Raw genomic sequence first — 13,269 nt, 5'->3', positions numbered from 1 at the left:
ACTGGCTTGAAGCCATAATCAAAGTCTGACAGACGTTTAGAAAGCTCTCCATCCCCACGGTTATGAAGGCGAACAAGTCCTACCTGTTCTGTACGACCTAAATCAACTTCCCACCAAGGCTGGTTTTCAAATTTTGTATGGGTAATTGATTGCTGGCTATAACTACTATTGGTATTGCCATCCAAGGCACGACTAGCATCTCCACCAAAATCAGTAGAACTTTGCTTAGCTTGTTTTTTCCAAGCGATATTCTCAGCACGATATACTTGGACTTCTGCAAGACTGAGGGCATTATAGCCTTCTAGCTCAATCCGAACATAGCGCGCTTTTTTATGGTTAATCGCAATTTGTGCTGACACATCTTTAAGAGATGTTATTCGTTTTCTCTCAATTTCTTTACCAGAACTGTCTAACAGAATGACATCAAAGTTTGCCAATCTATCCTGGGCAGTGTCTGTTCGGTTGTAAATATTGATTTGGCGAATGGTTTCTTCTTTAGCCAAATCTACTTGCCACCAAGGCTTAGATTGGAAGTTGGTATGAGTGACAGAATTGTGACCATAGTTACCATCAACTTTGCCATCCACAGCTCTTCTAGCATCTCCTTCGAAAGCTGTCGAACTTTGAGTAACCTGTTTCCCTAAGGTAATATTTTCCATTGGTTCCGCGCTTGGTTGACTAGAAGATTGGGGCAGAGCCTGTTTCTTAAAGAATCGCACTTTATCCAATTTTGGATCACGATAACCATGTTTATCCAAGGTAGTTCGTTTACCAATATTAAAGTTAGGAATATCATTCATTCGACTTTCAAAATAGCCACGAGAACGGTGTTTAAAGCGTGAATTACCTGTAAATGTAACAATATCACGATCGTTATGAATCAAGGGAGTCACAACATTATCATTATCAACCACATAATGCTTAATTTTTCCACTAACAGCTAATTTACGGCTTTCCAAACCAACATCCCAGAAATCATTCTCAGCATTCCAAACCGCTCTGGAAGTAATCACTTTAGGCGCACTGAAAGTCGTCACTTTTCGCAATACATGGTTATAAAAATCAGGATATTTTTGGTAAGCTTCAACCGCTGCAATCTGAGCTAGGTAGCCTCCAAGAGAATGGCCTGTCATATACAACTTGGTAATACTTGTATCCTTGGCTAATTCCCCAACAACCTTGCGGATATCATCCGCTTGCGCTGGTTTATTTCCTCCTAACAAAACAAAATCTGCACTTAAATCTTTTGCATCATTCCGTCTTGTTCCACGTATAGCCAACATGTGCACCGTTCCATCTTTGAGATAAGGAAGGTCGCTCTTGGTCTCAAATAAGAAAGCATCCAAGCCACTATCTGTATGATAGGCTTTTTTCATCTTCCAGAAAGAAGCCAATTCATTGTGCATGAGTTTGTATTCTTGACGGTCAAGATAGAGACTAGGGAAAGGATTCTTATGATCTAAAATTTTCTCAATATAATCATCGTCTCGATAGGCTAACTCCATAAAGAGAAGAGAATCACGGTCTGTGACATACCATTCTTTCTTATTGTCATCTTCTCCATCTGCCAAACCATCCCCATCACTGTCTGCTAGCAAGGGATGACTGTTATATCCTAGATAATCCTTACCATCTTTGTTGTACACATAAAGTTCATCTTTGTTTTTGATGCCATCTTGGTCATCATCCCCTTCCAAATCAAGAACTTTTTCACCGTAGAGAGATTCATCAATCAAATCATTTTCTAAATGCAATTCCCCTTTGGAAATCTTCACCAAATCTTCTGCTGTTAGAGAACGAGTATTTGTTGGTTTTTCTGTCACAGCTTCTTCTTTAGTTTCTTCTACAGGAGCAAGAATAGGTAAGTATTGAGCTGGCTCGGTTATCTCTACTTTTGACTCTTCCCTTTTGTTTTCAAGAACTTCACTTGCTTCCGGAAGCGTTTGAGGAGCTAGTCTTGACTCCTCTCTAAGAGGAGTTTCTAGTTTTGGAGTAGCATTTTCCGGCTCTCTCAATTCCTCCTTAGGATCTAGCACTCTTGTTGCCACTTCAGATGTTACATCTTGCTGTAGTTCATTGGCTGAAATTCCAGCTGGAGCTAGAAATGCAAAGCCGACTGCAACAGATACAACTCCGATACTTAATTTTTTTATGCCAAAGCGCATCATTCGTTGACCAATTTTCATTATTCTTTATCTTTCTTTTCGTTTATTTGTAAGCAGACTCAAGCGAAATCTCCTTGTCCCCTATATAGGACAAGACTGAGAAATTCAGAAAGTAATACTCTTCGAAAATCTCTTCAAACCACGTCAGCGTCGCCTTACCGTAGATATGGTCACTGNNTTCCTAGTTTGCTCTTTGATTTTCATTGAGTATAAATTCATTCTTATCTCTTCTTATCATACTAGTCTGCTTGGCTAGGAAGCTAATTCCAGCATCCTAGATTCTTGTCTTTCACAATGCTAACTATCAGACTCTTTCAGTTACAAGAGTAGGAAGAAACCCATAGTCTACCTATGTTTCTTCTTTGTTCCGAATAGCCAGTCAATCATGAAAAGGTAGAGGTATTCCCCCTTTTAAATCTTTTTTCTTACAATTCTGCAAGAATCGCTTTAAGCAAACCTTTGAAATCACCTTTGACACCTTCAGTCACTTCTACAACTTCTTCGTGATTGAGTTCTTCTTGGAAACCAGCCGCAAAGTTAGTGATACATGAAATTCCCAGAACTTTCAAGCCAGAGTGGGCTGCCACGATAACTTCAGGAACCGTAGACATACCAACTGCATCTGCTCCCAGTGTCTTATAGGCACGGATTTCTGCTGGTGTTTCATAAGTTGGACCAGTAACACCGATATAGACACCTTCATCAAGCTTGATATCAAGTTTTTTAGCAACTTCATGGGCAGTAGCACGGTATTCTGGAGTGTAGGCCTTAGACATATCTGGGAAACGTGGACCAAAGTCATCCAAGTTTTCACCCATCAATGGATTTTGCCCCGTCATGTTGATATGGTCTGAGATAGCCATCAAAGTACCAGGACCATATCCAATACCACCAGCTGCATTGGTTACAATGACACCTTCACATCCAAGAACTTTCATGACACGTACTGGGAAAGTCACGACCTCCAGAGGATTTCCTTCGTAAAAATGGAAACGACCTTGAAGAGCCAAGACCTTGCGACCTGCAAGGTCACCATATACTAATTTACCAGCGTGACCGACTACTGTAGAGCGGCCCCAGTTTGGAATCTCAGCATAGTCTACTGCAACTGGATTTTCGATTTCTTCTGCCAGTTCTCCCAGTCCTGATCCAAGGATTAGACCGAACTCAGGCGCTTGAATTCCCTTGTCTTTCAGGAAAGCAGCTGTTTCATGGATTTTGTTTAAAAATGTCATTGTGTGTCTCCTTTATTATTTTTTTAGCATTTGACCGATTTTTTCAAAAGTTTTAGCATTGCGAATGGTAATGTGGCGATAGAAAGGCATCTTGAGCAGATCCTTGTGATAGGCAGTTTTAGAGTAGGTTTCTTCAGAAAATTTCCCCAGAAAATCCCAAGTTTTCCAAAATAAAGCACTTCATCTTTCAGCTCTAAACTTTCAACTGTCGCGATGACTTGGTCCACATCCAAACCCTCAGTGTAAAAGAGAAAATCTTTTCGTGCCAAGTCTCTGTTCCACCAAGCTGGTAGATTTTCAAGTTCCGCCTCAAAGTCCTCTAGACTCAGTAAAGAAAAGCTCTGAATAAATGGATAATGGACTGCAAAGAAAGTCTCTAGCTTTTCAACCAATTGGGCTTTGGAATCTATCGAAGTAAAGAAAATATTGCCACTATTGATGTAGCTCTCAACCTTTTCCAGTCCCAAGTTTGTCAATTCTTGACGAAGCTCCGCCATGACGACCTTATTCTTACCACCAACATTGATACCTCTCACCAGCAAAGCATAGCGCGTCATCTTATACCAATTTATCTAAGAAACTTTCCCCAATCATAGCAGTTTCCACACCAAAGTTATCGGCAACAGTCGCTGAAATATCTGCAAAATGTCCTACTGGAATGAGACCATTTCCTTTAAAGGCAGGGCTATAGGCCAACAATGGAATATATTCCCGAGTGTGATCCGTTCCTGCATACGTTGGGTCATTTCCATGGTCCGCAGTAATCAAGAGAAGGTCATTCTCTCTCATAGCTGCGATAATTTCAGGTAAGCGTTCATCAAACTCATGCAAACAATCACGGTAACCGTGAGCATTACGACGATGGCCGTAAAGGGCATCAAAGTCAACTAGGTTTGTGAATGAGAATCCTTTTTCAAACTCAGCAAGTCCCATAGTCTTCAATAGTGTATCAATTCCATGACTATTTGACTTGTTGTGACCCATGTCATGGTTGATACCAGCACCGTTAAAGATATCGTTGATTTTACCCACAGCATAAGTATCGATACCAGCCTCATTCAATTTATCCAAAACAGTTGGGGAAAATGGAGATACAGCCAAGTCACGACGGTTTGCCGTACGAGTGAAGTTACCTGGTTCACCTACATAAGGGCGAGCAATGATGCGACCAAGAAGGGCAGGACGCTCAAGGGTAATCGAACGAGCGTATTCACAGATACGGTACAATTCATCCAAAGGAATAATGTCTTCGTGGGCAGCAATCTGCAAAACAGGGTCAGCTGAAGTATAGATAATCAACTCTCCAGTTTCCATCTGACGTGGTCCAAAATCATCGATAACAGCCGTTCCTGAATAAGGTTTGTTGGCTTCACGAATAACCTTGCGTCCTGAGAATTCTTCGATTTTTGTCAGGATTTCTTCTGGGAATCCGTTCCAGAAAGTATCGAAAGGCTCAGTAATGTTGAGTCCCATGATTTCCCAGTGTCCAGTCATAGTATCCTTACCAAGAGATACTTCCTCTAATTTTGTTGCATATCCAGTTGGATTGCTTTCAGCTGCTACAGTCTTAAGAGGAGTTTCACGAGGAATATTTCCAAGACCTATTTTAGCCATGTTTGGGACATTCAAACCAACTGTTTTTGAAATGTGTCCCAGTGTGTCAGAAGCTCCATCTGGAACCCCTGCATTGACAAAGTTATTAGCATCTGGTGCTGCACCGATTCCTACAGAATCCAGTACCACCAAATGAATACGATTAAATTTAGACATCTTATGCCCCCTTCTATTTTCCTTTTTTTGAAGTTGAAATCTGAACTCCATCTCGTCCAGCAACGATTACCTTATCCACCATTTGGTTGAATAAACCATGCTCCACAACACCAACGACATGGTCCAATTCTTGTCCAAAAGCAATTGGATTTTCAATGACATCCAAGGCGAGGTCAATGATAAAATTCTGCATATCCGTCACAAAACGTTGGCCGTCTTTTTCACGGAAACTTGGTTTGTAGCCAGCTCGCTCAAAACGACGAAAGACTTGTTCTGCGCCATACTGAACCACTTCTACTGGCAATTTAAAAGCACCTAGTTTTTCGACCAGCTTGCTTTCATCCACCACCCAAATGTATTCTTTTGATGGTGTTGCGACCACCTTTTCCATGAGAAGGGCACCACCACCGCCTTTGATTCCGTTAAACTGACTATCCACTTCATCCGCGCCATCAACCGTCACATCGACAAAGTCTACTTGGTCAATAGACTTGAGCGGGATATTAAGGGCTTCTGCCTGTTTAGTGGTCACACTAGAAGTTGTTACAGCTGTAATCTGCAATCCTTCTTCCTTGATACGACGACCGATTTCTTCTACAAAATAATAGGCAGTCGAGCCTGTTCCAAGTCCAACGACCATTCCATCGCTCACGAACTCAGCAGCCTTGATACCTGCCATTTTCTTCAGATTTTCCACCGATTTACCTCCATCATTCTCAGTTCTTATTCTACTATGAAATCGCTTTTTATTCAAGTAAAAAGATCAAATTTACATTTTTTATCAATCTTTCTTTGAAAACATGCATTTTATTTTTATAAAACGAATAAAAATGAATTTATCTTTTATGTATTTGCTTTGTTCATCTCTTTCCAGTTCCAAAAACAAGACCTTAACTTTGATACGTCTAGTTTAGCATTAAAGCAGGCGCATTTCAAGAATCATAAATTAAGAGAAGGAAGTGGGTTTATCTATCTATTTTAAACAAGTTTATCTTTGCTTACCCTCTCTTGTTGACAAATAATTTTCATTACTTTAGGAATACAATTACTAATCTCCGTTGGCAAAACCACATACTGTTCTTGAGCTAGTTCTTGGGCAATAGCTGAATGAAGATGGGTCGCTACCGTCACACATTCGTAGAGACTGGCCTGTCGGAATTGGCCTGCAAATCCTGCAATCATTCCAGCAAGAGTATCTCCCATCCCCCCAGTCGCCTGATAGGGACCGCCGACCTGTAACTGGTAATAATCAGATTGGCTAGCTTGCCAAATACGAGTAGCCGGACCTTTCTCCACCAAAATTGTTCCTTGAGGAAATGAAGTCAGGGCACTAGCTGTTGCATCTTCCTTTTGCTTTTCAATAGCAATACCAGACAGCTTTTCCCATTCTTTTTGGTGGGGAGTTAGGATAAGCTGGTTAGACGGAAACGACAAACTTGTCCTAGCAAGAATGGTCAGGGCACCACCATCTACAATCAAAATCTGATTCTGTTTTAAGCTAGCAAAGACCTGTTTGACTAGATCTTCTCCAAAAGCATCGTCTCCTAAACCAGGTCCCAGCAAGACAACTTCTGCCTTCTCCAACTGCTCTTTTAACAATTGCTTGTCTTGAAGAGAAAATGCCATAGCCTCAGGTAAATGGCTGTGCAGAGCTGGAATATTTTCCCTGTCCGTTCCAACGGTCACCAATCCTGCACCACTCTTAACAGCAGCTAGTGCAGCCATAATGATAGCACCTCCATAAGGATAAGTGCCACCAAGCAGCAGCAGACGACCATGGTCTCCTTTATGACTTGTACGAGAACGTTCAATAATAACTTTTTCTAGTAAAGTTTGATCAATCACTTTCATCGTTTTTTCCTCTCGCTTTTATTATACAACAAAAAGGAGGCGCAGACCTCCTTTTGTAATCTTATATCTAAAATTTAATACTCATTTCTGCCATTTCAGATATAGCTATAGAAAATACACTCTCTTCAGCGATTTTTCTCTTATTTTCTATCCAATGTCCGAAGTGCTGCCTGATAAGTTTGCTCCATTAGCATGGTAATGGTCATAGGGCCTACACCTCCAGGAACTGGTGTGATGTGGCTAGCAAGTGGGGCAACTGCCTCATAGTCAACATCTCCACAGAGCTTCCCATTTTCATCGCGGTTCATACCGACATCAATGACAACCGCACCTGGTTTGACAAAGTCAGCAGTCACAAACTTAGCACGACCGATTGCGACTACAAGAATATCTGCTTTAGCAGCCACCTTGGCAAGATTATGGGTGCGTGAATGGGTCAAGGTTACTGTTGCATTTTTGGCTAAAAGAAGCTGGGCCATGGGTTTTCCAACAATGTTTGAACGACCGATGACGACCGCATTTTTACCTTCTAATTCAATCCCATATTCATGAAACATTTCCATAATTCCTGCAGGTGTCGAAGGAATCATGACTGGATGACCAGACCAGAGACGCCCCATGTTTAAGGGATGGAACCCATCCACATCCTTTTCTGGATCAATAGACAATAGAACCGCCTCTTCATCAATGTGTTTTGGTAATGGCAACTGGACCAAAATCCCATGCCAAGCTGGATCCTGATTATATTTAGCAATCAGGTCTAACAATTCCTCTTGAGCAATGGTCTCTGGAACTCGCACTACTTCGCTACGGAAACCAGCCGCAAGAGCTGACCTCTCCTTGTTGCGAACGTAGACTTGGCTGGCTGGATTATCCCCAACCAAAATCACTACCAAACCAGGTACTAGACCTGTTTCTTCCTTTAATTTTGCAGTCTTTTCAGCCAATTGCCCCTGCAATTTGACCGCTAAAGCTTTCCCATCAATGATCTGTGTCATATCACTTCTCTTTTCTTTCAAATATCTTCCATTATAGCAAAAACTGCCTGCACCCCCTAACACTTATTTCCTAGGCTATCCTATAGTTTCAAACTATAAGAAAAATCTCTGGTTGAGCTTTTCACTAATCTTGTCTTGAAATTTTAAAATAGATTATAAAACCTTACTCAAGAAGTCTTTAGTCCGTTGTTCTTGGGTTTGTTCAAAAATCTGTTCAGGTATTCCGTCTTCAACAACCACACCGTCTGCCATAAAGATGACACGATCTGCCACCTCACGGGCAAATCCCATCTCATGTGTTACGATAACCATGGTCATTCCTGACTTGGCTAGATCTTGCATAACAGCCAATACCTCACCCACCATTTCAGGATCCAAGGCTGAAGTTGGCTCGTCAAAGAGTAAAACATCTGGTTCCATAGCCAACCCACGCGCGATAGCAATCCGTTGCTGCTGCCCACCTGACAAACTCTGTGGATAAGCGTCTGCCTTATCCGGCAAACCAACTTTTTCCAACAGCTCTTGAGCTCTCTTCTCAGCAACTGCCTTGCTTTCACCTTTGGTCTTGATAGGTGACAAGGTAATATTTTCCATCACAGTCATATTAGGAAAGAGGTTAAATTGTTGGAAAACCATGCCCATCTTCTCACGCATGGCAAAGAGGTCATTCTTCTTGTCCGTAATATCGACTCCCTCAAAGATAACCTTCCCCTTGGTTGCTTCCTCCAACAAATTCATAGAGCGAAGCAAGGTAGATTTCCCGCTCCCCGAAGGACCGATGATAACGACAACTTCTCCTCTTTTAATCTCGAGGTTGATGCCCTTCAATACTTCATTCTTTCCAAAAGATTTATGTAAATTTTCAATTTTTATCAAGATTTCTGTCATTATTTCTTATCTCCTTGTCCCATATGTTTTTCAAAAGCTTTCAAGGCTACTGTCAGAATAGAGGTCATAATCAAGTAGTAAAATGCTGCAAATAAAAGTGGTGTTAAAGGTAGATAGGTTGTTGTAGAAACTGTTGTAGCCCCATTCCACAACTCCATGACCCCAATAGCTGATAAGAGGGAGCTGTCCTTGATAATGGTGATAAATTCGTTCCCCAATGCTGGCAAAATATTTTTGATTGCTTGTGGCAAAATCACATACCGCATCGCATTTTTAGGACGAATCCCTAAAGAATAGGACGCCTCTAACTGCCCCTTAGGAACCGCATTAATCCCAGCACGAACAGTCTCAGAAACATAAGCACCACTGTTCATAGAAATAATCAAAATCCCTGGAATCAGACGAGAAAGATCAACACCCAAAATCCCAACCTGAATAGTCGGAGCATTGATGTGCATAAGAGCAAAGGTAATCATAATCTGAACCATCATAGGTGTCCCACGGAAAATCCAAACGTACAAGTTGGCCAGCCAAACAAGCGGTTTAAACTTTGAACGTTGCCCAAAAGCCAAGACAACCCCCAAAATGGTTCCCAAAATGACAACACAGATAGAAATAAGAACCGTCACAACAGCCCCATAGTTAAAATAAGGTAAATACTTAGGTAAAAAAGAAAAATTCATAGTCACACTGCTTTCTAAAATAGAATACTGTATGATTATAACGTATATTGAATTAAAATTCAAATCTTTTATCCAATTTATTTAAAAATCTTTAAACTAGCAGAATTAGCGAGAAATCTTAGTTTTTTTCTAGTCAAGTTGGCCTCCTTTATGGTAAAATAGTAACGATAAGAAATGAAGGAGAATCAAAATGGAATCACATTTGGTTAGAATCATCAACCGCCTTGAAGCAATGGCAAACGATGGCGGAAATTTAAAACGTAATTTTGAACGCGAAGGAGTTGTTGTTGCAGAAGTTGCGTACAGCCACGACGAAGAAAACGGCTCAATCTTTACCCTTCGTGACGTAGAAGCTCGCGAAACGTATACGTTTGATAGCATTGACTTAATTGCAATGGAGATTTACGAACTTCTCTACTAATCTAAAACAAGCTGGGATTGTCCCTGCATGTCTAACCAAAATCCTTTTTGTCTCACAAATAGGATTTTTTTATAGTCCAAATTCACAAAAATTTTCATTGCAACAACTTTTCAAAGCTGCAATCTTTTTACTTGCTTTACACCCCAATCCTGTTATAATGAGAGTATAGGAATTTGACTATTTTTGACCTTTAAACAGATCAGGATAAAGAAAGAAATGAGGTAGATATATGCTTTGTCAAAACTGTAAAATCAACGACTCAACAATTCATCTTTACACCAATCTCAATGGAAAACAAAAACAAATTGACCTCTGTCAAAACTGCTACAAGATTATCAAAACAGATCCTAACAATAGCCTCTTCAAAGGTATGACGGATCTGAACAATCGTGACTTCGATCCCTTTGGTGATTTTTTCAATGACCTAAACAATTTCAGACCTTCTAGCAATACTCCTCCTATTCCCCCAACCCAATCAGGTGGAGGTTACGGTGGAAACGGCGGTTATGGTTCCCAAAATCGTGGTTCTGCTCAAACTCCACCAGCAAGCCAAGAAAAAGGCCTGCTGGAAGAATTTGGTATCAACGTAACTGAGATTGCCCGTCGTGGAGACATTGACCCCGTTATTGGGCGCGACGATGAGATTATCCGTGTCATCGAGATTCTCAATCGTAGAACCAAGAATAATCCTGTTCTTATCGGTGAACCGGGTGTCGGAAAAACTGCCGTTGTCGAAGGCCTAGCTCAGAAAATTGTTGATGGTGATGTTCCACATAAACTCCAAGGCAAACAAGTCATCCGTCTGGATGTGGTTAGCTTGGTGCAAGGAACGGGGATCCGTGGACAATTTGAAGAACGCATGCAAAAACTCATGGAAGAAATTCGCAAACGTGAGGACATCATCCTCTTTATCGATGAAATCCATGAAATTGTCGGTGCTGGTTCTGCGAGTGATGGTAATATGGACGCAGGAAATATCCTCAAGCCAGCCCTTGCTCGTGGGGAACTGCAACTGGTCGGCGCTACTACCCTCAATGAATACCGTATCATTGAAAAGGATGCTGCCCTCGAGCGTCGTATGCAGCCTGTCAAGGTTGATGAACCAACGGTGGAAGAAACAATCACTATCCTCAAAGGGATTCAAAAGAAATACGAAGACTACCACCACGTTCAATATACCGATGCTGCAATTGAAGCAGCTGCAACTCTTTCCAATCGTTACATCCAAGATCGCTTCTTACCTGACAAGGCCATTGACCTCCTAGATGAAGCTGGTTCTAAGATGAATTTGACCTTGAATTTTGTAGACCCTAAAGTCATTGATCAGCGCTTGATTGAGGCTGAAAATCTCAAGTCTCAAGCTACACGAGAAGAAGATTTTGAAAAAGCCGCCTACTTCCGTGACCAGATTGCCAAATATAAGGAAATGCAAAAGAAAAAGGTCACAGACCAGGATACTCCAATCATCAGTGAAAAAACCATTGAGCATATTATTGAACAGAAAACCAACATCCCTGTTGGTGATTTAAAAGAGAAAGAACAATCTCAACTCATCCATCTAGCCGAAGATCTCAAGTCTCATATTATTGGCCAAGATGATGCAGTCGATAAGATTGCTAAGGCTATTCGCCGTAATCGTGTCGGTCTTGGTACGCCTAACCGTCCAATTGGAAGCTTCCTCTTTGTCGGACCAACTGGGGTCGGTAAGACAGAACTTTCCAAACAATTAGCTATCGAACTCTTTGGTTCTGCTGATAGTATGATTCGCTTTGATATGAGTGAATACATGGAAAAACACAGTGTGGCTAAGTTGGTCGGCGCTCCTCCAGGTTATGTTGGCTATGATGAGGCTGGTCAATTAACTGAAAAAGTTCGCCGCAATCCATATTCTCTCATCCTTCTCGATGAAGTGGAAAAAGCTCACCCAGATGTTATGCACATGTTTCTACAAGTCTTGGACGATGGTCGTTTGACAGATGGGCAAGGACGGACCGTTAGCTTCAAGGATGCCATCATTATCATGACCTCAAATGCAGGTACAGGTAAGTCTGAAGCCAACGTTGGATTTGGGGCTACTAGAGAAGGACGTACCAACTCTGTTCTCGGTGAACTCGGCAACTTCTTTAGCCCAGAGTTTATGAACCGTTTTGATGGCATTATCGAATTTAAGGCTCTCAGCAAGGATAATCTCCTTCAGATTGTCGAGCTCATGCTAGCAGATGTTAACAAGCGCCTCTCTAGCAACAACATTCATTTGGATGTAACTGACAAGGTCAAGGAAAAGCTGGTTGACCTAGGTTATGATCCAAAAATGGGAGCACGCCCACTTCGTCGGACTATTCAAGACTATATTGAGGACGCAATCACTGACTACTACCTTGAAAATCCAAGCGAAAAAGACCTCAAAGCAGTTCTGACTAGCAAGGGAAACATTCAAATTAAGTCTGCCAAAAAAGTTGAAGTAAAAACTTATGAAAAAGAAGTATAAATCCTATAGAAAAGGAGTAGAAAATGAAAATTTTCTGCTCTTTTTACTAAAATAACTATAAGTTCTTGACAGCTCTGCCTTTGTCCATTATGATAATAATAAAGATACTAGATAATGAGGAAAATGCAATGGCAAACCCAACTTTCGGAGAAAAAAAAGCAAATACAGACTATGTTGCACGCTATGGAGTGTATGCACTTATCCCTGACGCTAAACAAAAACAAATTGTTCTTATTCAAGCACCTAATGGCGCTTGGTTCCTACCAGGTGGCGAAATTGAAGCAGGTGAAAATCATCAGGAAGCCCTAAAGCGTGAATTGATTGAAGAGCTTGGTTTCACAGCTGAAATTGGTACCTATTATGGACAGGCTGATGAATACTTCTACTCTCGTCATCGTGATACCTACTACTACAATCCTGCCCACCTCTATGAAGCGACTTCTTTCAAAGAAGTGCAAAATCCACTAGAAGACTTTAATCATATTGCCTGGTTCCCTATTGACGAGGCTATCCAAAATCTTAAACGTGGTAGCCATAAATGGGCCATCCAATCTTGGAAAAAACAGCATAAGATTGACTAATACTCTTCGAAAATCTCTTCAAACCACGTCAGCGTCGCCTTACCGTAGATATGGTCACTGACTTCGTCAGTCTTATCTACAACCTCAAAACTGTGTTTTGAGCAACCTGCGGCTAGCTTCCTAGTTTGCTCTTTGATTTTCATTGAGTATAAATTCATTCTTATCTCTTCTTATCATACTAGTCTGCTT

Annotated in this window: 12 protein-coding genes and 1 pseudogene; 3 read left to right on the top strand and 10 right to left on the bottom strand. The window is 41.2% G+C overall.

The window, feature by feature from the left end:
- The 9 genes and pseudogenes from HT688_RS08950 to HT688_RS08910 all read right to left on the bottom strand — a co-directional run.
- Nucleotides 1-2,186, bottom strand: a 2,186-nt coding sequence (locus tag HT688_RS08950) for a galactose-binding domain-containing protein (RefSeq protein WP_172923708.1), incomplete at its 3' end; no start/stop codon positions are given.
- 404 nt (nt 2,187-2,590) lie between these two features.
- Nucleotides 2,591-3,400 carry a purine-nucleoside phosphorylase gene (locus tag HT688_RS08945; protein ID WP_050207878.1) on the bottom strand — a complete coding sequence of 270 codons (810 nt, stop codon included), beginning with the start codon at nt 3,398-3,400 and terminating at the stop codon, nt 2,591-2,593.
- A 15-nt stretch (nt 3,401-3,415) separates the two neighbouring features.
- Nucleotides 3,416-3,957 (bottom strand): annotated as a pseudogene (locus HT688_RS08940) (DUF1697 domain-containing protein).
- Between the two features lies 1 nt (nt 3,958).
- Nucleotides 3,959-5,170, bottom strand: a complete 1,212-nt coding sequence (locus HT688_RS08935; RefSeq protein ID WP_000033102.1) for a phosphopentomutase — start codon at nt 5,168-5,170, stop codon at nt 3,959-3,961.
- A 13-nt stretch (nt 5,171-5,183) separates the two neighbouring features.
- Nucleotides 5,184-5,867 (bottom strand): ribose-5-phosphate isomerase RpiA, encoded by a 684-nt coding sequence (gene rpiA, locus HT688_RS08930; RefSeq protein ID WP_172923707.1) that lies wholly within the window; start codon nt 5,865-5,867, stop codon nt 5,184-5,186.
- Nucleotides 5,868-6,148: 281 nt separating this feature from the next.
- A complete protein-coding gene (locus HT688_RS08925; RefSeq protein ID WP_000863091.1) occupies nt 6,149-7,021 on the bottom strand; it encodes an NAD(P)H-hydrate dehydratase in 873 nt (290 codons plus the stop codon).
- A gap of 140 nt (nt 7,022-7,161) precedes the next feature.
- Nucleotides 7,162-8,019 carry a bifunctional methylenetetrahydrofolate dehydrogenase/methenyltetrahydrofolate cyclohydrolase gene (locus HT688_RS08920; protein ID WP_000192111.1) on the bottom strand — a complete coding sequence of 286 codons (858 nt, stop codon included), beginning with the start codon at nt 8,017-8,019 and terminating at the stop codon, nt 7,162-7,164.
- Between the two features lie 153 nt (nt 8,020-8,172).
- Nucleotides 8,173-8,907, bottom strand: coding sequence for an amino acid ABC transporter ATP-binding protein (locus HT688_RS08915; RefSeq protein ID WP_000136055.1), 735 nt, complete (start codon nt 8,905-8,907; stop codon nt 8,173-8,175).
- Nucleotides 8,907-9,590: an amino acid ABC transporter permease gene (locus HT688_RS08910; RefSeq protein ID WP_001011644.1), complete on the bottom strand. Its 684-nt coding sequence runs from the start codon at nt 9,588-9,590 to the stop codon at nt 8,907-8,909. The genes HT688_RS08915 and HT688_RS08910 overlap by 1 nt, the downstream gene beginning before the upstream one ends.
- A 190-nt stretch (nt 9,591-9,780) precedes the next feature.
- Between HT688_RS08910 and HT688_RS08905 the strand changes: the two genes are divergently transcribed.
- The 3 genes from HT688_RS08905 (at nt 9,781) to HT688_RS08895 (ending at nt 13,080) form a co-directional block, all read left to right on the top strand.
- The gene (locus HT688_RS08905; RefSeq protein WP_000443574.1) at nt 9,781-10,011 is read left to right on the top strand and encodes a DUF1797 family protein; all 231 of its coding nucleotides are present in this window, start codon (nt 9,781-9,783) and stop codon (nt 10,009-10,011) included.
- Between the two features lie 229 nt (nt 10,012-10,240).
- Complete coding sequence (locus tag HT688_RS08900; RefSeq protein WP_000882510.1) at nt 10,241-12,499, top strand: ATP-dependent Clp protease ATP-binding subunit; 2,259 nt, start codon at nt 10,241-10,243, stop codon at nt 12,497-12,499.
- Between the two features lie 128 nt (nt 12,500-12,627).
- Nucleotides 12,628-13,080, top strand: coding sequence for an NUDIX hydrolase (locus tag HT688_RS08895; RefSeq protein ID WP_172923706.1), 453 nt, complete (start codon nt 12,628-12,630; stop codon nt 13,078-13,080).
- On the opposite strand, the gene HT688_RS11885 is transcribed toward HT688_RS08895, so the two are convergent.
- Complete coding sequence (locus HT688_RS11885) at nt 13,077-13,238, bottom strand: hypothetical protein (protein WP_240148169.1); 162 nt, start codon at nt 13,236-13,238, stop codon at nt 13,077-13,079. The two genes, HT688_RS08895 and HT688_RS11885, sit on opposite strands and share 4 nt — an antisense overlap.
- Nucleotides 13,239-13,269 lie beyond the last annotated feature (31 nt).

The organism is Streptococcus sp. 1559 (assembly GCF_013276735.1).
Taxonomy (GTDB): domain Bacteria; phylum Bacillota; class Bacilli; order Lactobacillales; family Streptococcaceae; genus Streptococcus; species Streptococcus pseudopneumoniae.
The sequence above is the reverse complement of the archived record's forward strand: the minus strand, read 5'-3'. Positions and strand labels throughout refer to the sequence as shown.